Source organism: Fibrella forsythiae (assembly GCF_017353175.1).
GTDB lineage: Bacteria > Bacteroidota > Bacteroidia > Cytophagales > Spirosomataceae > Fibrella > Fibrella forsythiae.
Genome location: NZ_JAFMYW010000001.1, coordinates 799,376 through 822,445, shown reverse-complemented (window position 1 = coordinate 822,445; position 23,070 = coordinate 799,376). Strand labels below are relative to the sequence as shown.

General features: G+C 53.5%; 19 protein-coding genes. 4 read left to right on the top strand and 15 right to left on the bottom strand.

Annotation, left to right across the window (positions count from 1 at the left end; translation table 11 throughout):
* The first annotated feature begins 111 nt into the window (after positions 1-111).
* Positions 112-1,086, top strand: coding sequence for a methylenetetrahydrofolate reductase (locus J2I46_RS03955; RefSeq protein ID WP_207327623.1), 975 nt, complete (start codon positions 112-114; stop codon positions 1,084-1,086).
* 101 nt (positions 1,087-1,187) lie between these two features.
* Here J2I46_RS03955 and J2I46_RS03950 read toward each other — a convergent pair whose 3' ends face one another.
* The 3 genes from J2I46_RS03950 to J2I46_RS03940 form a co-directional block, all read right to left on the bottom strand.
* On the bottom strand, positions 1,188-2,099 hold the full coding sequence (locus tag J2I46_RS03950; RefSeq protein WP_207327622.1) for an ABC transporter substrate-binding protein: 912 nt from the start codon (positions 2,097-2,099) through the stop codon (positions 1,188-1,190).
* 102 nt (positions 2,100-2,201) lie between these two features.
* Positions 2,202-3,074, bottom strand: coding sequence for an alpha/beta hydrolase (locus tag J2I46_RS03945; protein WP_207327621.1), 873 nt, complete (start codon positions 3,072-3,074; stop codon positions 2,202-2,204).
* Between the two features lie 153 nt (positions 3,075-3,227).
* Positions 3,228-3,629 (bottom strand): hypothetical protein, encoded by a 402-nt coding sequence (locus J2I46_RS03940; RefSeq protein WP_207327620.1) that lies wholly within the window; start codon positions 3,627-3,629, stop codon positions 3,228-3,230.
* 263 nt (positions 3,630-3,892) lie between these two features.
* Between J2I46_RS03940 and J2I46_RS03935 the strand changes: the two genes are divergently transcribed.
* Together J2I46_RS03935 and J2I46_RS03930 are read left to right on the top strand one after the other, a co-directional pair.
* A complete protein-coding gene (locus J2I46_RS03935) occupies positions 3,893-4,309 on the top strand; it encodes a hypothetical protein (RefSeq protein WP_207327619.1) in 417 nt (138 codons plus the stop codon).
* A 270-nt stretch (positions 4,310-4,579) separates the two neighbouring features.
* Entirely contained in the window at positions 4,580-5,167 is a 588-nt protein-coding gene (locus J2I46_RS03930; protein WP_207327618.1) for a DUF4405 domain-containing protein, read from the top strand.
* An 86-nt stretch (positions 5,168-5,253) separates the two neighbouring features.
* Here J2I46_RS03930 and J2I46_RS03925 read toward each other — a convergent pair whose 3' ends face one another.
* From J2I46_RS03925 to J2I46_RS03875, 11 genes are all read right to left on the bottom strand, one after another.
* Positions 5,254-6,744: a DUF6600 domain-containing protein gene (locus tag J2I46_RS03925; protein WP_207327617.1), complete on the bottom strand. Its 1,491-nt coding sequence runs from the start codon at positions 6,742-6,744 to the stop codon at positions 5,254-5,256.
* A 181-nt stretch (positions 6,745-6,925) separates the two neighbouring features.
* Positions 6,926-8,557, bottom strand: coding sequence for a serine hydrolase domain-containing protein (locus J2I46_RS03920; RefSeq protein ID WP_207327616.1), 1,632 nt, complete (start codon positions 8,555-8,557; stop codon positions 6,926-6,928).
* 169 nt (positions 8,558-8,726) lie between these two features.
* Positions 8,727-10,001 (bottom strand): MFS transporter, encoded by a 1,275-nt coding sequence (locus J2I46_RS03915; protein ID WP_207327615.1) that lies wholly within the window; start codon positions 9,999-10,001, stop codon positions 8,727-8,729.
* 51 nt (positions 10,002-10,052) lie between these two features.
* Positions 10,053-11,093: a Gfo/Idh/MocA family oxidoreductase gene (locus J2I46_RS03910; RefSeq protein ID WP_207327614.1), complete on the bottom strand. Its 1,041-nt coding sequence runs from the start codon at positions 11,091-11,093 to the stop codon at positions 10,053-10,055.
* 78 nt (positions 11,094-11,171) lie between these two features.
* On the bottom strand, positions 11,172-12,125 hold the full coding sequence (locus J2I46_RS03905; RefSeq protein ID WP_229379477.1) for a sugar phosphate isomerase/epimerase family protein: 954 nt from the start codon (positions 12,123-12,125) through the stop codon (positions 11,172-11,174).
* 63 nt (positions 12,126-12,188) lie between these two features.
* Positions 12,189-13,934 carry a RagB/SusD family nutrient uptake outer membrane protein gene (locus J2I46_RS03900; protein WP_207327613.1) on the bottom strand — a complete coding sequence of 582 codons (1,746 nt, stop codon included), beginning with the start codon at positions 13,932-13,934 and terminating at the stop codon, positions 12,189-12,191.
* Between the two features lie 36 nt (positions 13,935-13,970).
* Positions 13,971-17,486: a SusC/RagA family TonB-linked outer membrane protein gene (locus J2I46_RS03895; protein WP_207327612.1), complete on the bottom strand. Its 3,516-nt coding sequence runs from the start codon at positions 17,484-17,486 to the stop codon at positions 13,971-13,973.
* Positions 17,487-17,546: 60 nt separating this feature from the next.
* A complete protein-coding gene (locus J2I46_RS03890) occupies positions 17,547-18,566 on the bottom strand; it encodes a FecR family protein (RefSeq protein ID WP_207327611.1) in 1,020 nt (339 codons plus the stop codon).
* Between the two features lie 139 nt (positions 18,567-18,705).
* Positions 18,706-19,284, bottom strand: a complete 579-nt coding sequence (locus J2I46_RS03885; RefSeq protein ID WP_207327610.1) for an RNA polymerase sigma factor — start codon at positions 19,282-19,284, stop codon at positions 18,706-18,708.
* A 118-nt stretch (positions 19,285-19,402) separates the two neighbouring features.
* Positions 19,403-20,416 carry a glycoside hydrolase family 5 protein gene (locus J2I46_RS03880; protein WP_207327609.1) on the bottom strand — a complete coding sequence of 338 codons (1,014 nt, stop codon included), beginning with the start codon at positions 20,414-20,416 and terminating at the stop codon, positions 19,403-19,405.
* Between the two features lie 102 nt (positions 20,417-20,518).
* A complete protein-coding gene (locus tag J2I46_RS03875; RefSeq protein WP_207327608.1) occupies positions 20,519-21,946 on the bottom strand; it encodes a Gfo/Idh/MocA family protein in 1,428 nt (475 codons plus the stop codon).
* A gap of 106 nt (positions 21,947-22,052) precedes the next feature.
* Here J2I46_RS03875 and J2I46_RS03870 point away from each other — a divergent pair, with 106 nt between their 5' ends.
* The gene (locus J2I46_RS03870) at positions 22,053-22,289 is read left to right on the top strand and encodes a DUF3820 family protein (RefSeq protein WP_207327607.1); all 237 of its coding nucleotides are present in this window, start codon (positions 22,053-22,055) and stop codon (positions 22,287-22,289) included.
* A gap of 11 nt (positions 22,290-22,300) precedes the next feature.
* On the opposite strand, the gene J2I46_RS03865 is transcribed toward J2I46_RS03870, so the two are convergent.
* Positions 22,301-23,056: a hypothetical protein gene (locus J2I46_RS03865; RefSeq protein ID WP_207327606.1), complete on the bottom strand. Its 756-nt coding sequence runs from the start codon at positions 23,054-23,056 to the stop codon at positions 22,301-22,303.
* Positions 23,057-23,070: the final 14 nt, after the last annotated feature.

The following is a 23,070-nucleotide window of genomic DNA, read 5'->3' as shown; positions in this document are numbered from 1 at the left end:
ACAGAATGTTGACTTGTACGGATATCAGTACTTTTGGTGTTTCAGCATCAGAATGCCCCGGCGCTTCTACTATTTCTCACTGAGCTAAGCTACTAAAAGACTACCCTATTGATGTTTCTGGAGAAGATTAAATCCGCAGAATCAGGCGTGATGCTGTATGGCATCACACCACCGAAAGCCAATACTCAACCTGAACGAGTTGCCGAAATTGCCCAGAAAACCGTTGAGCGGCTCGCCAGCCTGGATATTGATGCCCTCGTGGTGTACGATGTACAGGATGAGTCGGCCCGAACGACCGAAGAGAGGCCTTTTCCGTTTATCACGGCGCTTGATCCGCTTACGTTTGCTTCCGCCCATCTGGGTACGTTGTCTATCCCCAAAATCATCTATCGCCCTGCCGGTAAATTTTCGCCCGACGAACTGTCCGACTGGCTGGAGGAACTCCACGAACACCGCCTTTACCCTGTTTTTGTGGGTGTACCCGCCCCTGATTTCCCGGTGAAAACGAGCCTGCCGGAAGCCTACGAGATCTGGAGCAAGCATAAGGATACATCCGTTATCGGGGCGGTAACCATTCCTGAAAGGCATAATCTCCTGAACGATGAGGATGTCAGGATACTGGATAAGATGAGCTGCGGGGTATCGTACTTCATCTCCCAATGCGTATTCAATCTCGACTACGCCAAACAAGTGATCGAAGACCTTACGCTTCGCTGTAACCGGCAACAGGTTTCTCCACCGACAATCATCTTCACGCTCACCGCCTGTGGATCAGTCAAGACACTCCACTTTATGGAATGGCTGGGCATTCATGTGCCGGAAGACTTAAAGGAAGAGCTGAAAGTGTCGGAAGACATTCTCGAAAAATCGGTCAGGTTATGCCTCGACATTGCTTCGGCGCTGACCACATTGTGTATGGAACGCTCTATCCCTTTCGGTTTTAATATTGAAAGTGTTGCCATTCGTAAGGCAGAGATCGAAGCCTCTATTGAACTGGCAACTGGTATAGGTCAGATGCTGAGGGACAAAGGCGTACGCAAATCGACGACAGACAGGAAAGTTCTGAACGTAAAGCAGTTCGAATAGCCTCATTCAGGGCCAGGCATGCAAGGGGGTGTTCCTCCATGACTGGCCCTGCTTCAAAAGATTGATCGGGCTTAAAAGACAACCGCAACATCCGGGCGGGCTTACTCGATCAGTTCATTCGTAAACAGGTTCTGAACATCAGGCGGGGTGTTTTCCAGTCCCTGCTCATGTAACCAGTCGACAAAACGCTGGATCCGGCTCGCGTCCATCTTACCCCAATTGCTTTCGTCGCCGTAATAAGCTGCCGTATACGTCTGGCTTTTCAACAGATCGATCGCCTGCCTGTCGCGCTCGGGAACAACCTGCCGAAGAATATCTACGGCTTCCTCCGGGTTTGCTTTCGCATACAGAAAGCCTTGTTTGGTCGCGCTCAGAAAAGCATTATATAGTGCGTTGTTCTGCTCAATTGCGGCTTGTGTGGCCATTAGCGCGGGCGAGTAAGCATAGGGTATCTGATAGTCGGCCAGCCTGAATTTGGTGAGTTGAATACCTGCCGTTTCGGCCTCAACGCCTTCCCAGTTATCGAAAATCCAGGTTGAGTCTGCGGCGTTTGTCAGCAGTGTGTTCCAGATGCCGAGCTTATCGGGGTATTGTAGCTGTATATCGCCTTTGCCGCCATCGTTCACAATCATCTGCTGAATGATCGAATCTTCATAGCGGGCTTTATACGAGGCGTAGGTACGTCCATCCAGCTCGCCTGGGCGAGTGATGTGACTCGAAGCGAGCGCCACAATTGCGCTGAGATCTTCCTGCAAAAGGGCCGCAATCGCTTTCACGGCCACCGGCTTAGGTTTGGTGTGCAGGCTGATGATGCTCTCGAATGGAGCCAGTGCGAAATCGACCTGCCCCAACTCCAGCTTTTTGGCGGGTGTGGTAGCATACGCATCGTCGGCGGGTGTTATCAGGGTCAACTCAATAGCCTGATCAGCGTAGAAACCCAGCTCTCGGGCAACAAAAAAGCCGGTATGGTTTGTATTGGCTGTCCAGTCAAGGGCAATTCGAAGGTTTTTCATCTGGGTTGTTGAGTACATGATGAGTGGCTGCATGATGCACGGCCACAGGGATAGGCCGGCTCATTTATCGTAATTGAAAGACTCGTATCGCCTGATTTGTTACTATTTTTTTATCGGGTAGAGCAATTTAAACGCGTTGTACACCCCCTGGTGGATCATCGTGGCATGGGTTTCGTCGGGCAGGTAGTCAAAAATGACCGTTGTTGTCTGGGCGCCATAGGTGGTCAGGGCATCAGCCAGCGCTTTGGCGTCGGCATACATGATCTCGCTTTCAGACCGGGCACCGGCACCGATGTAGACGGAGCGTTTTTGGGCGTGCATTTTTAGCAGCGCCGGTGCCTGCGTCAGTAAGGCTTCCTGACCCCACCAGAGACTGGGACTCAGGATAATGTATGTATCAAACAGGGTGGGCTTCTTCAGTAATATTTCTGTTGCCAGCAACCCACCCAGCGATTCACCAATGATCGTTTTTGCTGCGGTCGTAGCGTATCGGCCAGCAATGAATGGCTGGAGTTCCTTCTCGATAAATGCCATGAACGAGGCTGAGCCACCGTATGCCGAGAACTGACCTGGTTTGAAACCCGCCCGGGCCACAAAATCGAGGTTAGCCACCCCGAACGTGAAGTCTCGCCGTCTGTTCACGTTGGCAATTCCCACAACAATAGATTCCGGAAATCGGTCTATCCAGGGCGTGGTGTTGTATTTTACCAGCCCAACGATATGCACAAAATCTTCGTCTGCTCCCCCGTCCAGCAGGTAAATCACCGGATATCGTTTTGCTGAATCGGGTGAATAACCTGCAGGTAGGTAAATGTTAAGAATCCGTGTTTCATGCAGGGTCGCTGACCAGACCGAATCAACGATTCCCAGCACAAACGGTGCGGGCAATGGTACCTTTTGGCGCGTACTCTGACTGAATGTACAGCCTGTTGGGCCGAGTAAGCAGAGAATAGCTAGAACTGCTCTGAAACGCATAAAATGGTGGCTGGATAGGTGTTTATTCAGAGGGCGGAGCGTATAGGCTTTAGCGGCGTTTTGCCACTAGTGCCGCTTTCACCGGGAAACGAGCCTGAATAAGCTGGCAGAAATTGGCCCACTCTTTGCTGGGTACTGACTGGTGCCGCCTGATCAATCAGTTGAAGGCCCATATCTAGCATCCCGAATTTTTTGCCATTCACGGGCAGTACCCCCGTTGCTGAAGTGGTCATCTTCATCCTGGATTTCCTGATCCCAACTATAGGCAGTTGTAAATTGCCCGGCGGCGGTCAGGTCGAGCTGAAATGTATTGGCACGAGGGTGCCCATCTGTTTTACGAAGCTGATACAGGCGTTGCACGGCTTCGGCTACTTCTGCAGGGAAATCGGTGGTTAGCGGTTGAGGCTCACCGGCCTGATCCAGGTACGTACCTGCGAATTCCACGTCTTCTCCATTGGTCAGAAACTGAACAGTCAGGCGAGCGATGGTCCAGCCGGGGGGTAGATGTTCCTCCATCGCATCGATAAGCAGCTCGTAGATGGTATTTGGCTTCATAGTGGTTGAGGAGATAATGGGAGGGGCAGACGGCCAAAGATACGGCATTCAGTCGCCTGAACGATAGGTGAATGGAAATCGATATCGACGGTAAATCAGGAGCCGGTGGCTAAGAAAATAGTGGAGACTTTTTTGTCAGTGACGAAATTCTCAATAAAATTCTCGCTATAACGGTACATTTTTACTTGCAGAACGTCGTAACAGACAGCGATATGTATTGCGCAGCCACGTATTACTCATTTAACTAGTCAGTGTTTACCTGAATGAATACTCAATTGTTACCACGGTGGTTATCGATCCTGATCGGTCCGGAGCTATTGTGGTTGTTGATGTACGGACTTGTAGTTCTACTTGCCAGCGCAAATACGCCACCCGGTCGATTGGCGGATGATTTATTTGAAAGCCTGTCGATTATTATACCAGTACTGACGGCCGCTGGTTTTTTGCTTTGGTACCTCCCGGTTGTTGAAAAACGCTGGCTGCTGCTCCGGTTCTGGATTGCCGGGGTACTTGGCGGGCACATTGTGCTGGCAACCGGCATGGCAGCCCACAGTCAGCAGGACCCGGATGGTGAGAAGGCCTATCTGGCCGGTATGGTGCTGGTTGTCTTTGTGCTGCTGGTTGGTAGCCTGTATGTGCAGATTCGATTCCGGAGCCGCTCATCGAACAATCACCGGTAGGCGTGTCTGCCCCACCTGGATTGACTGCATCGACATCATCGTCGGCCATTCATTTACACAGCAGGATCATGAGCTGAGCAGCCCCTCTGTGCCAGATCCGACCCGGTTAGTGCCTGGATACAACGACACTGCAGCTGGTGCCGGGTGTAGGGGCACGCCATGCGGGTTGCTAAAGAAACCAAAAAAAGCAGCTATCTTTTTGGACACGCACCTGAAGTACACTTCTTTGCGCTGAAATTGTGCCGTTTAACTGTTCCTTACCACTTAATCATGAAGAAAAAGAACCTGGTCAGTCTGATGGTGGCTGCCGTATTCACCGTACTCTCCGTAACCGGTCTGCTCATTTATTTTGGACAGAGTAATCACACCATTGACCACACCCACGCCTGGTTTGGCATGCTGTTTTTCACCGCTGCCGTCTTTCACATTGTCAATAACTGGTCGTCGATCAAAGGCTACTCTACGGATAAGCGAACCGGTGGTATCAAACGTGAACTGGTGATTTCGGCCCTGATGGCTGTACTTTTTGCCGGTGGAATTGCCGCAGATCTGCCCGTATTTAAAGACCTCGCCAACGCAGGTAAAAAGCTGTTTCGGCCAGAGCGCCCGGAAAAACGCGGTATGCCGAAAGCTGCTATCGATTCAATTGCCCGTCAGATGGCCGTTCAGGGTCTGGCTGCTGATGGGGAGTCGATCAAGTTTGATTCAACAGCCTCGCTGGCAGAAAATGTCATCATGGCGCAGGGAACCGCTTCACGCCCCAAACCAGACACAGCTATGTTCCGGTTTACTGAAGTGCTGACCAAAGAAGGTAAAGACTGGAAAGTAGCCGCCCAGCAAATGGCGCCGGTAAAGTAGCCGGGTCATAATTGTATTCTGTGGTAACTTACTAAAAAGGCCAGATCTGTTGAGGATCTGGCCTTTTCTAAAGCAGAGTCAGCTAGTTAATTATTGCCGCGGGAACTGCCCCGACCCGTTGAATAACCGCCTTGTGGCTGGCCTCCGGGAGCCCGTTGTTCACCGCCTCCGACCCGCTGCTCACGACCGCCCGATGGTTGTGCCTGGGGCTGCTGCCGGTTCTCGAAACCGCCACTTGGCGGTTGAGGGCTGGCTGGTGCCGGGCTGGCCGGTGGCGAATAGCTACCACCGCCCCGCTGTCCACCCCATTCGCGTTGTGGTTGTGGCGTAGCTTCCGGACGAGAAGGCTGCGCTGGCTGGCCGGGCTGGGTCATTGGCTGGTTCTGCTGTGCTTCGTAGCTGGGCCGTCCATAACCGCCACCGCCTCTGGTTTGCCCCCGATCTGGATACGAAGGGGTTGAGTTGGGGTTTGCTGGATTTGCCCGGTTGCCAGGGTCGCCATAGGAACCTGCGTTGCCGCGTCCCCCGCCGTTGTACGAGCCAGGGGTAGGCACCGGGCTACCGGCTTCAGGTACGTTGTTAGTCCGCGCATTGCCACCATAACTGCCCCCCGAACTCCGGCCAGGTACGTTGTTGCCGCGAGAATCATCCCGTGAACCGCCCCGGTTATTGTCAAATGGCGCATTATAAACGCGGCTGTCGTTACCTCGGCTATCCCGAGTGCCACGGGTTGTTTCGGGGCGGTAGATGCCGATCGAGTTGTTGTTTCGCACCTCGTCGCGACCCGGACGCCTTGAGTTTTCGATCCGGTACACCGGTACCGACCGGCGGGTTACGCGTTCGATCTCATCGCGGCGGGGTCCGTAGGCATATGCCCGGTTATTGACCCGATACACGTTGTTGATGATCGTGGTTTGCTGGTAGATGTTGACCACCCGCGGACGAGGTACGTAATAGCTGTACAGGCTTGGGCTGGTGATGTAGATCTGTGGCACAAACACCCAGTAATTGGCTGGAATGTTGATGTTCACGTCGATATTGATACCCGGTCCCAGCGGTGCCCAGCCGTAGTAGCCGCCACCCGAACGCCACGATACCCAGGCCGGTCCCCAGTCGTAGCCAGGCACCCAGGCCCACCCCATCCGGGGATCCTGATACCAGCGACCGTAGTGAAATGGACCCCAGCCCCAGGCGTAGTCAGATACCCAGGTGTTGCCGTACTCGGTCACCACCCAGTGGCCATTGGTGGCATACGGCTGAAAACCCGGCTGCACGTTTGGAATCCAGACGGTACCGTATTGGGGCGTTTGTACCCACTGGCCGTAAGGCCCGAGCTCATTATAGAAATCCTGTGGTTGACCACTGTATTGATTGTATCCCTGCTGGTTGTTGTAACCGGGCTGATTGTCGTATCCGTTATCGTAGCCCGGCTGGCCGTAGCCGGGTTGTGTTTGCCCGTATCCGGGTTGTCCGTAACCGGGCTGGTTATAGGAGCCCTGTGCGCACGAACTGAGTACTCCGGCCAGGCTGAAGGTCAGGCCGACCAACACTATCACTAATTTACCTGCTGTTTTCATGGCCTTAAATTGGGCTTGTATACAAGTTAGATGCATCTGACAGGCAAACGTTTAGTTGAGTCTCTGAAAAAAGAATAGCACACTGATAACGTGGCTAGAACAGAATCGGACGCTATAATCTAGCGTACAACTGAACTATCCGCGAAATCAGTGTGCTAACTGATCGCCAATGAGTTAGTAACTACCCCTTGTGACTAAGCGCCCCAGCCTGGAGTTTGCCCTGAAGTACGGGGCGGGCATCTTTTGTTTTATTGATCTTCGCTATGCTGCTCTCAAATTCGACGGTAACCGCATCTGCCCCAAACCGACAGGTAACGGTTTCATAATGAGCTGTTTCTATAAACCGCCACGTCATCAGCAGCGTATTGGCATCCTGCCAGGTGGCCGTTCCGGCAATGAGCGTTTTACGCTCGCCGGGAATGGGCGTTGGAACGAGTTTGATGGGCTTCGTCGAGAGCGTCGATTCGCTTTCGGCCCAGCGGTTTATGCCGCAGGTAAGTTGGTGATTCCCCTGATCGTCGCTGAATTTGACCTGGCACTTATCGTTGCCGAACGTCAGGGTCATGGCCGTCGCTTTAATTGAGTTTGACTCAAACGCGATGGTTTTTCCGCTGATCAACGCCACCAGGGGCGACGTTGCTTCCAGCACTGGGTACGTTAGCGCCAAACTGCTTAGTTTTTTCGCTGTCAGGGCCGTTGCTGCGGCGTCGGCAGGTAACGGGGTTGCTTTGAAGGCGGGCAGGATATGATTCCAGACAGCGTCCATTACGGCCTGCATATCGCCCGTTTCAGAGGTGATCGCGATGACGGCGTCTTCTTTTGGCATCACGATGCAGTACTGGCCCATCGCGCCGTCGCCACGGTAGGCATCATGCCGGCACCGCCAGAACTGGTAACCGTATCCTTGCAGCCAGTCGTTCTCCTCCGCTTTCCGTTTTCCACCTGCCGACTGAATATGCGACGTGGTAGCCTCGGCGACCCAGGCCTCAGACAGGATTCGTTTGCCGTTCCATGTACCCTTTTGCAGGTATAATTGCCCGAATTTGGCGATGTCTTCGGTGTGTAATCGTAGCCCCCACCCGCCGGTATTGATGCCATTCGGATCAACTTCCCAATCGGCCCCCTCAATGTCCAGTGGGCCAAACAGGCGCGGTTGCAGGTATGTGATCAGCGGTTGGCCCGTCAGCTTCTGCACAATGGCCGACAGTATGTAGGTAGCCCCGCTGTTATACACAAAATGCGTACCCGGCTTATGATCGACCGGATGGGCCAGAAACACCTTGATCCAGTTTGTGTTGCCGTTAGCACGCATGTCGGGAGTGGGCTCTTTATCATGCCCGGTCGACATCGTCAGCAGATCCTGTACGCGCATCGCCGCCAGGTTCTCGCTGACGGTTGCAGGTAACTGATCCTTGAAGAACGAAATGACTTTATCCTCTACTGTCAAACGGCCTTCAGCAACAGCAAGCCCAACGGCTGTTGACGTAAATGCCTTGCTCAACGAATACAGCGTGTGCTTCAGTTGGGGGGCATAGGGGGCCCACCAGCCTTCGCCCACTACCTGCCCATGACGCACCACCATGATGCTGTGCACATTCAGGTTGGCTTTTTCGATGGCATTGGCAAAATCGAGCAGGCCAGTGGGAGCAACGCCCTGTGCCGTTGGGATACTACGCGGCAGCTTAACCGTACGCGCGGGCGAAAGCAGGCTTTCCAGCCCAGGAACTGAGTTAGCCAGTCCGGTGGTAGCTGCACCCAAACTAAGGGCACCAACGCCCAGTTGCTGTAGAAAATGTCTGCGATTCAGGTGCATCAGGAGGGGGAGTTTGAGGGAGTATGCTCTTGCCAAAGAACGGCTAATCCCGATTATACTGGCAGTATACGGCCTGTATAAACCACTCTGAACGGGATTGCCACTTACGGTTTCGATCCTTACTGCCAGGTACGTTGTCTGTGCTTCTCTGGGCGTGTAAGGCGTTTCGTCAGCAATCTGCCGGCTTTAGTGCAGGTACCAGGAGGTGGATGCTGAGTAACGCTACCAGATAAGCCGATCCGCACACGATAAACAGTATATTATAGCCAGTGGCTATACTTCCCTGGGCTTTATAGGTGTCGAGAAGAGAGCCCACGAGCAGCGGAAACAACATGCCGCCCAATGAACCGGCCATGCCTCCAATGCCGACAACCGAACTGACGGCTTTGCGGGGGAAAAGATCAGACACCAGCGTAAAGAGGTTGGCGCTCCAGGCCTGATGCGCAGCCACGGCCAGGCTGAGTAGCCCGATAACCACCCACAGGCTTGTGGCAAACTGGATAGTCATCACCGGCACGATACAAAGCGCAAAGACAAACATCGCCGTTTTTCGAGACCAGTTGGCCGTCCAGCCACGTCGCAGGAAATAGCCGGAGAGGTAGCCGCCGCCCACACTGCCGATGGTAGCTGCGGAGTAAATAATGATCAGCGGCAGGCTTGGTTTAGTGAGATCTAGTTTGAAAGTCGACGCCAGAAAGGATGGCAGCCAGAACAAAAAAAACCACCATACCGGATCAGTAAAGAGTTTTCCCGTTATAAACGCCCAGGTTTGCCGGCGTGCCAGCAGGTCGACCCACCTGACCGAGGACTCACCCGAGGTCTGCGGTGCTTCATTAACGTAGGACAGTTCTTCGGGCGATATTTTTCGGTGCCGGGTGGGGGTTTCGTAGTAGCGCCACCAGAAAAAAAGCCAGATGAAGCCAATGGCCCCGGTAGCAAGAAAAGCCGCCTGCCAGCCGTAGTTCCCCAGGAGCCACGGCACAAGCAGGGGCGCCACCACCGCACCGATGTTGGTGCCCGAATTGAATATCCCGGTAGCGTAGGCACGTTCTTTCTGCGGAAACCACTCTGTAACCGTCTTGATCGAGGCCGGAAAGTTCCCGCCTTCGCCTAACCCCAGCATCGCCCGAAAAACTCCGAAGCTGACTGTGCCACTGGCAACGGCGTGGAGCATGGCCGCCAAGCTCCAGACGAAGACCGAAATGCTGTAGCCAAGTTTAGCCCCGATGCGGTCGATACTCCAGCCAAACATGACGAAACTTAGCGCGTAGGCCCCCTGAAACGCCATCACGATGTGGCTGTAATCCGTTTCCGACCAGTTGAAAACCTGTTCAAGCGTTGGTTTTAATAGGCTGATTACCTGCCGGTCGAGGTAGTTGATCGTAGTTGCGACAAACAGTAAAGCGGTAATCTGCCAGCGGTAGCTGGTTGGAAAGTGTGGCATTGAACGGGAGACGAAAAAGGAAAGATGTGAAATGGCAACGTACCTGACTAGTCAAAATGGCAGTGTTCGGCCTTCCCGGCTGCTTTGCCGGGCCAGGTCAATTACTCTGGCAATGGCCTGGATTTCGTGGGGCTTAACCACTGGTTCGGCACCATTGACAATCGAGTCGAACAGGGCGGCATAAAAAGCCGCGTAGTTGCCGGGAAGGCTGTCGACCAGTTCAGCTTGATCGCCAGTGGTGAGCAGGCCACGGTTTTCGGATGGTTCATAGCCCCAGTTGGGCGTATTGGGCAACGTACCCAGTTTCAGCGTGGGCTCCTGCACGTCCAGCCCTCCTTTACTAAACGAGCCCAAGGTGCCGTGAATGGTAAACCGGCGATGGTTCTGATGAGCCATCAGGCTGGATTTTAGCGTCACTTCTTTATCTGGATAAGCGAGGCGAATGGTAAACCAGTCTTCAATCTGGCTGCCGGGCCGGATAATCCGGATGTCGGCCGAGACGGTCTTTGGAGTGCCGAACAGGTGTAACGCCTGATCGACGAGGTGAGGACCCAGATTGAACAGACTGCCCCGCCCATCGCCCGATAGCTCTTTCCAGGAAGTACTTCGGCTGTCGACGGGCATAAATCGATCATATCGCGCTTCGTAATCGAGCACGGCGCCCAGCCGGTTATCAGCAATCAGTTGTTTAACGGTCAGAAAGTCAGCGTCCCAGCGCCGATTCTGATAGGCCGTTACCATCCGGTTACGCGACGAGGCCAGATCCAGCAACTGGCTGGTTTCGGCTTCAGTGAGGGCAAATGGTTTTTCGATCACCACATGCTTGTTGCGTTCCAGCGCAGACAGCGCGTACCGGAAGTGGGTTTCGTTGGGCGAGCAGATAAAAACCAGTTGAACAGAGTCGTCGGCAAGCAGTTCGTCGGCCGTTGAAACGGTGCTGATGGCCGGATTGAACGCCGCCACCTCAGCAGGCCGGCTGGTCACGACCGTCGTTAGCTCGAATCCCGGATGAACAGATAAGAATGGCGCATGGAAATAGCGCCCCGACAGGCCAAATCCAACCAGACCGACGTTGATTTTTTCGTAAGGCATAGTACGTGCATACTGTCAGTGAGGTGATCAGCCAGAGCGTTCTCCTGAGAACTCCGTGTCTGATCACCTCACTACCAATTAATTAAACTCGGCATTTTGAGCGGTTTTCAGCTCCTTCAACAAAGCGGGTACCAACACGTATGGGTCGTACGGAACGTCTTTCACATACAGTGTTTCAATGGGGATGTAGCCCCGGTAGCCGCTACGCTTCAGGATCTTCATTAAACGGGGCACGTCAGTCGGTATTTTACTGCCAATGCCAAACACGCTTTCCTTCACCTGCCAGTTAACCGTGTAGGGAATTACCGCTTCAATGTCCTGATAAGGATCGGTGACCTTGAAATTACCCGTATCGAGGATGATTCCCGCCCAGGGGGAGTTCACGGCTTTAACCACTTTAATGCACTGATCGGCCGTTTGCAGCATATCACCGTGATTCTGAATGCCGATGATAACCCCATGTTGCGCACCGAATGCAGCGCACTCTTTATAACAGTCGATCATCCAGCCCGCCACTTCGTCCCACTTATTTTCGTATCCTTTAGGAATCTCACCGGCAAACAACCGTAGCACAGGCGCGCCCAATTTCTCGGCCACGATGATCCATTCTTTGGCCCGTTTCACATCGGCCGCCCGCACCGCCGGATCGGGTGAGGCAAAGTTGTTTTTGATGCCGGTACCACTGATATCGATGCCCAGTTTAAAAGCCTGCCGTTTAATGGAATAGATATACTCGTCTGTTGGTACGCCGGGATAGCCGGGGAAATAGTAGCCCGTTAAATCAACGGCTTCGATATTCTGAGTGGCGCACCAGTCGAGCAGCTCGGGTAAGGTCAGCGTTGGCTTGTTCTCTTTTTGCCGGTTGCCCGTCAGCATGTCGTTAAACGAATAGGCGTTCAGTGCCAGTTTGACGTTGGCCGGAAGCTTTCCACGCCCGGCGCTTTGCGCATTTGCCGTTGTCAGGGCACTACAGCCGATAAAGAACGCCAGTGCGAGAAGGCATCGCATGGTCAGGGTAGTCGGGTTACTCATGATGTAGGGAATTAGTTAGCAATTGGTTATACGTTGTTCTTACGTCGAGCAGCAGGCGAGGTATTAAATGCCGGAGTAAATACCTTCATTACCGCCCCAGCCTTCATTCTGCTTCAGGACGCCGTTGCTCAGGTTAATCTGGCTTTGCGGAATGGGAAGCAGACCTTTTGTTTCGGGCCGGTAGCGGATGGTGATCTTTTCCTGCACACCAAACTTGTACACTGGTACATCGGTCTTGTACTGGGCAATTTGCTGGTCAACGATCCGCCACCGAAGCAGGTCATACCAGCGAATGCCTTCAAAGGCAAATTCATGTCGGCGCTCTTCCTGAATGTTGGCGAGCGTGGCTGGTTTGTAAAATGGCTTGCCGGCAATCGGTGTGTTTCCAGCATTTTTCTGGTAAGCCCGCGAACGTACCCGGTCGAAATAGGTTTGCGCATTCGGACTACCCAACTCAGCGGCCATCAGCAGTACGTCTGAAAAACGCATAATGTACTGACCTACTGTCGCATCGTTGGTATTGTTCTTGGTGGCCGTACCGTTCAGCACCGTGTTGGCCGCCGTGCGCTTACCACCCACGTTTACATAGATATGGCAGTATTTTTTCTGGAGGTAGCCGGTTTCTTCTACGTTGCTCTGTGAGTTGAAATAGAACTTTCCGCTGTTGGGGGCGGGGGTACTACTAAATTCGATACCCTCCGTGGTGGCATCCTTCACATTCCAGATCGAACCCGCTTTACGCAGGTCAGCACTGTCCCATTCGTCATATACTTTAGGGTTAACGGCGCTCATGCCACTGCCCGCGCCAAAGGGCGTGATGCCGGGTACAGACGTGCTCACGCTATTCTGAAAACGATCCCACTGGTTGTTCGTACCCAGACCCGAGAACGAAATCAGATAGATACATTCGTTGTTGCCGCCTCGTTCACCAATCCAATTGAGGTTATTGTCCTTGGCGAATTTGTAATCGGTATTGGCCAACGAATACAGCCACAGGTTCCGAAAATCGTCGATCAGACCGTAACCGCTCGTGTTGATCACGTCATGGAGGTAATCAAGCGTGTTGGCTTTAGAAACAGTGCCCCCTTCCATCAGCGGCAACTCCGGCTTTCCGTACACACCGGTGTAGAACAGGAACACCCGGCCCATCATGGCTTCAGCCGCGTATTTATTGGCATTGAAGAGCTCATTTGCCTTGTTGATGTTCTGAAACGATTTGGCCGGTAACGCCTCAATTGATTTTTTGAGGTCGCTGGCAATGAGCGCAAAGCACGAATCGACCGAGGCGCGGGGGGGATTGTTCGATTCCGTCGACGTTTTCAGCGGAACCCCGCCGAAGAGGCGGCACAGGTCGAAGTAACTGGAGGCTCTGAGGTACAACGCCTGACCGCGATAGCTTGCTTTCTGCGCATCGGTTAAGGTTGAGTTATTTTTGTTGAGGCTCTCCAGCACGAAATTTGCCCGGTAAATGGCCTTGTAGTAGTTCTGCCAGGGGGCAAGCAACTGATCGAAATTCCTGACCTGATAGCGTTCAAATCCCCGGATCATCGGATCGTCGAACAGCGCCCGGCCATTGGCAATATTGTCATCGTCGAGGTACGACGAAATGCCAATGAAGCTGTTGATCTGGTCGAAGTAGGCATCGCGCTGGGCCGCATAAACGGCGGCAATAGCCTGATCGTAATCGGTAACTGTAATGGGAAATGTGGCATTAGTCTTTTCTGTAAGATCCTGTGTGTCCAGAAAGTTGGAGCACCCAGCCCAGACCAGGCTGGAGGCGATCAGTAGAATGGTTAATGTGTTTTTCATGGGTCAATTGGTTTATAGCCAATGAATTAGAAGGGTTTAGAATTTCAGGGAAGCACCCAGCAGGAAGGTCCGGGCTAGCGGGTAGGGTGATGAATCGACCCCACCGGCCCAGTTGCCGCCGTTTTTACCCCCATTCCCAACTTCAGGGTTGAAGCCTTCATAGTTGGTGATGGTGAACAGGTTCTGGCTGGATACGTACATCCGCAGCTGCTTCATCGGCGAGTTGGGCCAGAGCGTTTTGAAATTATAACCCAGCGTCAGGTTGCTCATCCGCCAGAAACCGGCATCGGCCACGAAGCGATCAGAGAGGGTGATATCCTGCGTGCTGCCGGTATTGATGCGGGGCGTGGTGGTCGACGTACCTTCGCCATGCCACCGGCTTAGGGCCAGTGTCGACCAGTTGTAGGTGCCGTGGTTGGTATTATTGAAGTAATTCCAGATCACCTGGTTACCGGCAACACCGTTGGTAATGGCACTGAAATCAAAGCCACGGTAGGCACAGTTGAACGAGAAGCCAAACACAAATTTGGGGTTCGGGTTACCCAGCATCGTGTAGTCTGACTGGTCGATGACCCCGTCGCCGTTGCGATCTACGTACCGAAGGTCACCCGGTTGGGCTGCGGGCTGAATGATTTTGCCAGCCGCATTTTTGTAGTTCAGCACCTCTTCCGGGTTCTGAAACAGCCCATTGGTCTGGAGGCCCCAGAAATAGCCGATTGGCTTGCCCACTTCGGCCCGGTACGTTTCTTTCTGATCGGCGTGCAGGGCGGCGTTGGGCCCGTGAATGATACCCTCCGGGTTAGCAATCCGGGTAACTACATTGTCCTGCTTCGCCACATTGGCCGACAGCCCGTAGGTGAACGTACCTACCTGGTCGTTCCAGGTTAGCGCCAGTTCAATGCCTTTATTTTGTACGTCCCCACCGTTCACAAAGGGTGCCCCGGTCCCATCAGAGGCCAGAATGGGAGCCTGAATGAGCCAATCTTTGGTCAGCTTCTCATACCAGTCGAGCGTGACCCCCAACCGATTGCCCAGCAGGCGGGCGTCGAGGCCAATGTCGGTTTGTACGGAGGTTTCCCAACTCACATTCGGGTTCGACAGGATGTTGGGGTACCCACCATTATCGAACTTGGTTTTGTCGCTATACCTGAAAAATGGCGCTCCGTTAAATGAAATCGTCGATAGGTACTGGAACGGGCTGATCGACTGATTGCCGTTTTGGCCCCAACTGGCGCGAATTTTCAGGTAATCGAGCCAGCCTTTTGTCCGGTCCATAAAGGTTTCGTTGGTCATGGCCCAGCCTGCCGATACAGACGGGAAGTAACCCCATCGTTTGCCGGTGGCAAAATTAGATGACCCATCGGCCCGGAATACGGCTGTGAACAGGTACGTCTGTTTATAGTCGTAGCTGGCCCGGCTGAAACCAGATAGAATGCGCGACATGACCAGTGGGGAGCCACTCAGATGCGTAAAGGCCGGGTCGACCGTTTTGTTGTTGATCAGGTAGGCATAGTCGAAGCTGCTGAAGAGCGAGTTTGCATTGTCGCCGCTGATCGACTCGCCAATCCCAATCTTTTCGGCTGAGCCGCCTACCATCACATCCAGGTTATGCTGTTTTGGCAGAGCAACTTTGTAGGTGAGTGTATTATCGAAAATCCATTTCATACCCTGCTGAAGCGATTGCGCCGTACGGTCGAGGGGATTGTAGAAATAGGTGGTGGCCTGGGTAGCTGAAAGTAGGTAGGCAGGTACCCAACTTCTGTCGGAAGTGGCGTAGGAGTTGACCCCGAATGATGATCGGAACACCAGTCCTTTAATGGGTTGGAGTAGTAGGTAAATGTTGCCGTTCAGGTTATTGCCCCGCCTGAAACTGCCCGATTTCTCATAATCGAGCCAGGCCAGTGGGTTTGGGGCCGTTGGGGCTACACCCGTAGGACTACCATACACGTTGTACGGGTAATATGGATAGGGCCCCTGTTTAGTTGGGTCGGGGTTGTATAACTGAATGACCGGGCTGCCGGTGACGACAGAGGCAAAACTGGTCTCATTACCAGCCCCTTCACCAATGGTTACGCGCCGGTCGGTATTGGCGTAATTGACGTTTTCGCCAATCTTCAGCACATCGAATCGGTCATTCTTTACAATCGTGTATTCTGAATTCATCCGGAAGGTCAGCCGATCGTAAGTGGGTGTTGCCGGTTTGCCAACAATGCCCTGTTCGGAGTTCAGCGACAACCCCATTGAATAGATTGCCTGATCGTTACCGCCCGAAATGTTCAGCGTATGATTCTGGATCGGGGCGTTTTTGTTCGAGGTAGCATCCAGCCAGTTGGTGCCATCCCAGGTGCCGTTGGCAATATCGGCATAGCCCGGAATAAGTGCAGCAAAGTTGGGGACGGCGATTTTGTTATTGGTGTAATACTCTGACATCAGCATCAGGTAGTCTTTTGCACCCAGAAACGTCATTTTTTTTGCCACGTTCTGAATGCCGAAGTACCCGTCGTAGCTGATCGAGGCTTTGCCTACTTTCCCCTTTTTGGTCGTCAGCAGGATTACGCCGTTCGAGGCCCGCGACCCGTAAATAGCGGCCGAGGCGGCATCTTTCAGCACATCGAGCGATTCAATATCAGCCGGATTCAGGTTGCTGATATCGGGAACCGGAACGCCATCGACCACGTATAAAGGGCTTGAGTTCCCCGTGGTGCCCAATCCGCGAATACTCACTTTAAAGCCATCGCCGGGCTGGGCCGATGCTTTTGTGATGTTCAAGCCGGCCACCTGACCTTTCAGCGCATCGAGCACCCCGGTATTGTTTCGTTTCTGAATGTCGGCACCTTTCACCTGGCTGGTGGCCCCCGTGATGAGCTTTTTCTGTTGCTCGCCATACCCGACCACCACTACTTCATCCAGCGATTTGGTGTCGGGCTTGAGGGTCACGCTGATGGAGGTCCGGTTGCCAACGACTGCTTCCTGGGGCAGATACCCGACAAAACTGAAGACGACAACGGCCTGCTCATTCGGCACCGTCAGCCGGTAGTGCCCCTCAACGTCGGTTGTGGTACCAGTAGTCGTTCCTTTCAGGACAATGCTGACGCCCGGAAGACCCTGACTTGTTTCTGAGTCAGTTACTGTTCCGGTAAGGCTAATCTCGGCTACCGACAGACTGGTGTTGCCTGCTCGCTGGCGGTCGGTAGTGGCCGGGAGCATGGTTGCCTTTTTTGATCCGGTAGTGGGGAAGATGGCGTAAAGCGTGCCATCGACCCGCTGGTAATGTAGCCCTTTACTAAGAATGCGCTGAAGTACGCCTTCGATCGTGTCTTTCTGCCGTGGATCGTAGCTGACCAACTGGTTTTCGAGTAGGGTGCCTTCGTACAGAAACTGAACACTAAACCGTCTTTCAAGATCAGTCAATACATCTTTCAGGTGCAACTGCTGTTTAAACGTACCTGACGGCGGGGGCGTGGCACGTTTTGTCGTTGCTAAATCCTGCCCGATTGCTACAGTCAGACAACTGGTCAACCAGCCTGTCAGCGTGAGTAAACGTATGTTCATGGTAAAACAGGGTTTGAATGAATTCGTAAGAGGAGAGAAGCAGGGCGCTGATCAACTGACTCAGTTGCCAAACACGACGGTGTTATTTTCCATATGTACAGGTACGTTCAGCGTCAGGGCAATGCCATCCAGGAGAGCCCGTTCATTACCCGTTGGTACTGAACCACTCAGCACGCGGCGCGCCAGTGCTGGCGACCGAATGACCACTTTTCGGCCATAGGTATCTTCGATAACGCTGCCGAGTTCGGCCAGAGTCATGTAATCAAGCAGCAGTACGCCCCGGGTCCAGGCGGCCATTCTTGTGGGTAGCATGGCGAGGCGTTTAAGGCGACCCGTGGCGGGTTGGTAGTGTACCCCATCGCCGGGGCGCATCAGGAGTGACCGAACGGTATCGCTACCGGCTAACCGCAAGCGTACGGAGCCTTCCTGCAGGAGTACATCGGCCTGCTTCCGGCGGCTCTTTACGTTGAACGACGTACCCAGCACCTCAACAGCCAGTTCGTCGGTATGCACCACGAAGCGGGACTGCGATTGCCCTTTCCGTTTCACGACGTGAAAGAACCCCTCGCCACGGAGCCACACTTCCCGAAGCGGCCGGTCGCGCCAGTTGCCCGGCACACGCGCTTCACTATTGGCATTCAGGGTAAGAGCCGACCCATCCGGCAAGGTGATCTGACGTAGCTGGCCGAAAGCAGTGCGGTAGACCGTATCGGGTACCGGCTGGTTTGTCCACCAGAGAAAACCGATCAACAGACCTGCCACTGCGGCAGCGGCGGCCCACCACCGACGGAATGGACGTAATTGAATGACAGGTACTTCAGCCGGCTCAGTGACCAGCGTTGTCCGGTTTTGCACAAACCGGTCCCATTCCGCCTTGATTGTTGACTCTGAAACGGTGTCTTCACTGAACCGCATAGCCAGCAAGATGGCCCTGGCTTGCCGCAGGGTAGGTTGCTGTTCGGGGTGCTCACGCTGGAACGCCTCCCAGAATAGATCCTGTTGGGGTTGGGGGCTTTTGACCCAACGTATAAAGTCAGTATCCGTTAAAAAGTCTTCTACCTGGTAGTTGGCGTACTTCATGCAGCATAGCGTCTATGTTACAAGAGAATAGACAGCGCGGCATGACTTTGTCCTGAATGAGCGGTGATTATTTTAATTAATCAGGTAAAAATTATATTCAAATTATAAATAATCAGGATTGTTCTTGGAATTGTTATAGTTATAACTGAGCGTGAACGGCGACAAGAAGGTTGATAGCAATAGAAATCAGTCGGCTGCGTAATAGCTTCAGGGCCTCGTAAATCAGATTCCGGACCGCGTGGTTGCTAACGGTCATGACACTGGCGATCTCCTCATACTCCATATCGTGGTAAAAACGGAGGTAGATCGCCTCTCGTTGTCTTGGTGACAGGAACGACAGCCAGTGAACCATTTGCTGACCCTGTTGGGCCGATAGTTCTTCATCGACAAGGAGTTGCTCGGGCGAAAGCGTTACGTTGAACTGGTGCAGCTCATCTGTCAGTTCGCCATGGTCGGGCTGGCTGGTCGACAGCCGCAGCATTTTTCGCCGCAGTGATTTGTACAGATAATGCCTGACAGAGGGTGTCTGGTTCAGAAACGTTCGTCGCTGCCAGAGTTCAGAAAACAACTCCTGGATGGCGTCTTTGACGAGTTCGGTATCGGTTGAGAATTTCTTCCCGTAGCGATACATGAGCGGGTAGTAGCGCCTGAACAAGTGCTCAAACGCCGCATCGTCGCCTGCCGTAACCAGCAACCACAACGCTTCGTCATCGGGCATATGGGAAGCTGTGCTGGACACTGAGTTGACGGGATTGCGTTGATAGTTTTGCAAAACAACGCAGATATTTGTAATAATTCTGTATAAATTATCAATATACCTGTGTCAACTGCGCATGCTACTTTCTGGCGGGTGTTTGCATGGCCTGTTTGAAATACCGTCCCTGCCGGGTGGGCGTGTAGTTCCAGTCGCTGAATAGCATGGGTGCCCATTGTGGGTCGAACACCCAGACAACATACGAAATGCCGTTGGTGGCGCAGTAACTGGTGATGGCGTCGCCATACGATTCGTCACTGATAACAGGCACGTGGGCCCCTTTATCATCGGCACCGCAAAAGCCGATTTCCGTTAGCATCAGCGGGTATTTCTGCGCAACAAAACCCCAGTCGGCAGTCCATTGGGGTTCCCAGGGTTTAGGGCGCTTCATGGGGTAGGGGTGGCTAACGTACCCAATGCCTTCGGCGTTGATCGGATTTTGCGCCACCTCTTTCAGGTCATACGCCCAGTTGAAACCGGCTACCAGCGGAATGGCCTTACTGCCGTTGGCCCGGATGATGGTGATCGTTTCTTCCATCAGCGCCTTCCATTCGGCCCAGCTGCAGGTGCCGAGCTTGCCACCCATGACAGTGGGTTCGTTGAACAGTTCAAAAAAGGCAACCGTCGTATTGCCCTTGTAATGATCCGATAGGGTTCGCCAGAACTCGAACGATTCTTTGTGGGTCGTTTCGTAGTTCGGGCTCTGGTACATCTCGTTCTTCAGGTTGCCAATGCTGTGCCAGTCGATGACGACGTACAGGCCTAGTTCATTTGCCCAGGCTACGCCCTTGTCGAGCAGTTGTAGGTATTGGGCCGCCCCACGGCTCCGCCAGGCGGCCGGATGCACCGGAAAACGGACGAGTGTAGCCCCCCAGCGTTTCATTTCTTCGAAATAGGATTTATCCCAATGACCGCTTTTGTCTAGTTTGTCGGGGTCGCTGGCGTTCAGGCCCCTGAAAACGATCGGGCTGCCGTCGGCGGTGACAAACTGGTTGCCCTGCACGCGCAGTTGACTCATCGGCGTCGATTGAGCCAATGACGGGCCAGCTATCAGTAGGAGTAGCAGGCCGATCAGGTGGCTGAAAGCTACGGTCATTCGTTGAGTTAAGTATGCCATTTTAATCAAAGAAAGGCCCCAATGCGAGCTACTGCCTGCATTGGGGCCTTTCATCTATACGAGTACGCTTCGATAATCTGCTTACACCGCGTTGCCGATCTTCATTTTCACGGGGTCCCAGGTCATAACTTTTTTCTGGAACAGGCTCATGTTGCCGCACTGCGTTGGCCCACAGGCGCGTAGGCCAAAGGTGGCGTCTTCGATGTTGGCTTTTTTGTCGCGTACCGAATTGAAGAAGTTGACGAAGTGTTCGTAGCGATCGCCTTTGTAATCTTTCGGCACTGTGTACTTAAACTCCTTCGGTCCTTCCATTTCCGGAACAGATGGATATAGCTTGTTGTATTCGGCCAGGAACAACTCTTTCTGGTCTTTCGGGAAATTGTCGATCGACATACCCGGCGCTTTCGGGAATTTGTTCCGGTGAACCGTCAGGCTATCCCAGCCAATAGACAGGTCGCCCTCGGTGCCAACGAGCCGAACCAGGTAATTACCACCGCCACCGTCTACGAAGTTCGAGCGGGTGGTGAGGTTAAACTCGGGGTGCTCGGCGGTCTTCGGGTAATCGTAGATACTCAGCTGAATGTCAGGTACGTCGCGGCCATCTTTCCAGTAACGAGTACCCCCACTCGAATACACGCGGTTTGGTCCCAATGAACCGGTTACGGTATGCAGGCTGGTGAGCAGGTGCACGTATAGATCACCCGCGATGCCGGTGCCGTAGTCCTGGTAGTTGCGCCAGCGGAAGAAGCGCAGCGGGTCCCACGAGCGTTTGGGGGCACTTCCCAGGTACGTATCCCAGTCGACGGTTTGCGGTGACGCATCGGGAGGAATCGAGTATTGCCAGGCACCCATAGCGCTGTGACGATCATAGATCGCTTCCGCAAAAACGAGCTCACCAATGTCGCCGGCTTTCAACAGTTCTTTGGCTTTGGCAATGATGATCGACGACGCGAACTGGCTTCCGACCTGAAAGACCTTGCCCGTTTCGTTCGATACCTTGATGAGCGTGTGGCCGTCTTCAACTTTCTGCACCATCGGCTTTTCGCAGTACACGTGCTTACCTTTCCGCATGGCGTCCGACGATATTTTTTCGTGCCAGTGGTCGGTTGTGGCGTTGATTACGGCATCGATGTCCGAGCGATCGAGGAGGGTGCGGTAATCGCGGGTGACGGTCAGGTCATTGCCCCACAGCTCTTTGGCCCGCCGTAGCCGACCATCGTAGAGGTCACAGGCGGCCACCATCTCAACGCCGTCGATCATCAGGGCCGTCTGCATATCGCCGATGCCCATGCCGCCAGTGCCGATCAGCGCCATCCTGACTTTGCTGTTGGCCGATGTGCTCGCGTGGTTTTTGATCAGGTTCAGGTATTGCGTGGTGGGCGCGGCCTTCACGGTCTCGGTCAGGGCAACGGGCGCAGTGGCCGCTAAACCCAGTGTTTTCAGAAACGTCCGCCGTGAGTTTGCCGGGACCGTGGCAGGCGAAACGGGTTGTTGATCGTGTTTTTTCATCAGGTACGTTCGGCTACTAAAAAGCAATGCTGTTTTTTATCGAAGTAATTTAGTGCCCGCACATACTCTGTACAAGCGAATGTGCCTATTTATCCTGAACGAACAAATGGCTGAACAAGCACCCCCGGGCGACCCAACGTTATTACTCGAATTGATCCGCTACCCAATGCCATTCGGCAAGTATAAGGGGCGGTTATTACGGCAGTTGCCCGTCTCGTATCTGGAATGGTTCGCCCAGAAAGGATTTCCCGCCGGGAAGCTGGGTACGTTGTTGCAAACGCTTTACGAAATCAAAATGAACGGGTTGGAGTATCTGCTCGATGAGCTGGAAAAACGGCGTTAGTATCTTACCGCCTAGCGGGCCATCACGTTGTCGTAGAGTGGTTTGAGTTGCGAATCGCCAAAGCCGTAGATGCCCTCGCGCTGGGTAAAGGCCCTGAACACAGCCGGAAAATCGGTTGTTCCGCCGCTGATAATGGCTTCTACTACCCGTTCCGGGCGGCCTTTCTCACCGTGACTTCCAAAACGTTCGATGTGCGCCCGGCATACCTCGTTCAGGTAGGGGAAGCAGGGCGAATGGGTAATGGACAGCTCGGCCAGTTTGACCAGATCATGCTGCCTGTAGGCGTTCCATAAGTTGTTACCTAGCTGAATGTCAGCGTTACTGAACGCAACTTTGCTGGCAAAGCAGCTTAACAGATCGGCAACTGTTGCCCCTCCGAAATCATTCCAGATGGCGTCGCTGTTGAGGTGCGAAGGGTACACGGCAAAGACATTGAATGTCCTGGGCTGGTTATATAAGAGCGACAACACAAACCACATATTGACCTGACAGAACAGATCGTAACCAAACCACAAATGAACGTCCGACTGATCCTGGGCGGCGAGAAGCTTGTCAAACTCACCGACAACCCGCCGGAAATACGTGGCGCTGCTTTCATGATAGGCCGATTCGATAGACGCAGCCCGGCTATTCCAGAAATCAGCCAGCGAATTGCCCGACACGTCGCCTTCGATCAGACATTCCCGGGCAACGAGTACCTGACCTTCCAGTTTGGTTGCCGTAAATCGATCAAGCAGGGCATCGCCATTCAATAGGTGGTAGGTCATGGTTGCGGCTTAGT

Bases quoted from the DNA above. Each gene is read 5' to 3' on its own strand.
- J2I46_RS03900 (WP_207327613.1), bottom strand. From the start codon at position 13,934: ATGAAAAACACATTAACCATTCTACTGATCGCCTCCAGCCTGGTCTGG.
- J2I46_RS03905 (WP_229379477.1), bottom strand. From the start codon at position 12,125: ATGAGTAACCCGACTACCCTGACCATGCGATGCCTTCTCGCACTGGCG.
- J2I46_RS03890 (WP_207327611.1), bottom strand. From the start codon at position 18,566: ATGAAGTACGCCAACTACCAGGTAGAAGACTTTTTAACGGATACTGAC.
- J2I46_RS03920 (WP_207327616.1), bottom strand. From the start codon at position 8,557: ATGCACCTGAATCGCAGACATTTTCTACAGCAACTGGGCGTTGGTGCC.
- J2I46_RS03895 (WP_207327612.1), bottom strand. From the start codon at position 17,486: ATGAACATACGTTTACTCACGCTGACAGGCTGGTTGACCAGTTGTCTG.
- J2I46_RS03935 (WP_207327619.1), top strand. From the start codon at position 3,893: ATGAATACTCAATTGTTACCACGGTGGTTATCGATCCTGATCGGTCCG.
- J2I46_RS03885 (WP_207327610.1), bottom strand. From the start codon at position 19,284: ATGCCCGATGACGAAGCGTTGTGGTTGCTGGTTACGGCAGGCGACGAT.
- J2I46_RS03910 (WP_207327614.1), bottom strand. From the start codon at position 11,093: ATGCCTTACGAAAAAATCAACGTCGGTCTGGTTGGATTTGGCCTGTCG.
- J2I46_RS03955 (WP_207327623.1), top strand. From the start codon at position 112: ATGTTTCTGGAGAAGATTAAATCCGCAGAATCAGGCGTGATGCTGTAT.
- J2I46_RS03880 (WP_207327609.1), bottom strand. From the start codon at position 20,416: ATGACCGTAGCTTTCAGCCACCTGATCGGCCTGCTACTCCTACTGATA.
- J2I46_RS03875 (WP_207327608.1), bottom strand. From the start codon at position 21,946: ATGAAAAAACACGATCAACAACCCGTTTCGCCTGCCACGGTCCCGGCA.
- J2I46_RS03870 (WP_207327607.1), top strand. From the start codon at position 22,053: ATGGCTGAACAAGCACCCCCGGGCGACCCAACGTTATTACTCGAATTG.
- J2I46_RS03865 (WP_207327606.1), bottom strand. From the start codon at position 23,056: ATGACCTACCACCTATTGAATGGCGATGCCCTGCTTGATCGATTTACG.
- J2I46_RS03950 (WP_207327622.1), bottom strand. From the start codon at position 2,099: ATGAAAAACCTTCGAATTGCCCTTGACTGGACAGCCAATACAAACCAT.
- J2I46_RS03940 (WP_207327620.1), bottom strand. From the start codon at position 3,629: ATGAAGCCAAATACCATCTACGAGCTGCTTATCGATGCGATGGAGGAA.
- J2I46_RS03945 (WP_207327621.1), bottom strand. From the start codon at position 3,074: ATGCGTTTCAGAGCAGTTCTAGCTATTCTCTGCTTACTCGGCCCAACA.
- J2I46_RS03915 (WP_207327615.1), bottom strand. From the start codon at position 10,001: ATGCCACACTTTCCAACCAGCTACCGCTGGCAGATTACCGCTTTACTG.
- J2I46_RS03925 (WP_207327617.1), bottom strand. From the start codon at position 6,744: ATGAAAACAGCAGGTAAATTAGTGATAGTGTTGGTCGGCCTGACCTTC.
- J2I46_RS03930 (WP_207327618.1), top strand. From the start codon at position 4,580: ATGAAGAAAAAGAACCTGGTCAGTCTGATGGTGGCTGCCGTATTCACC.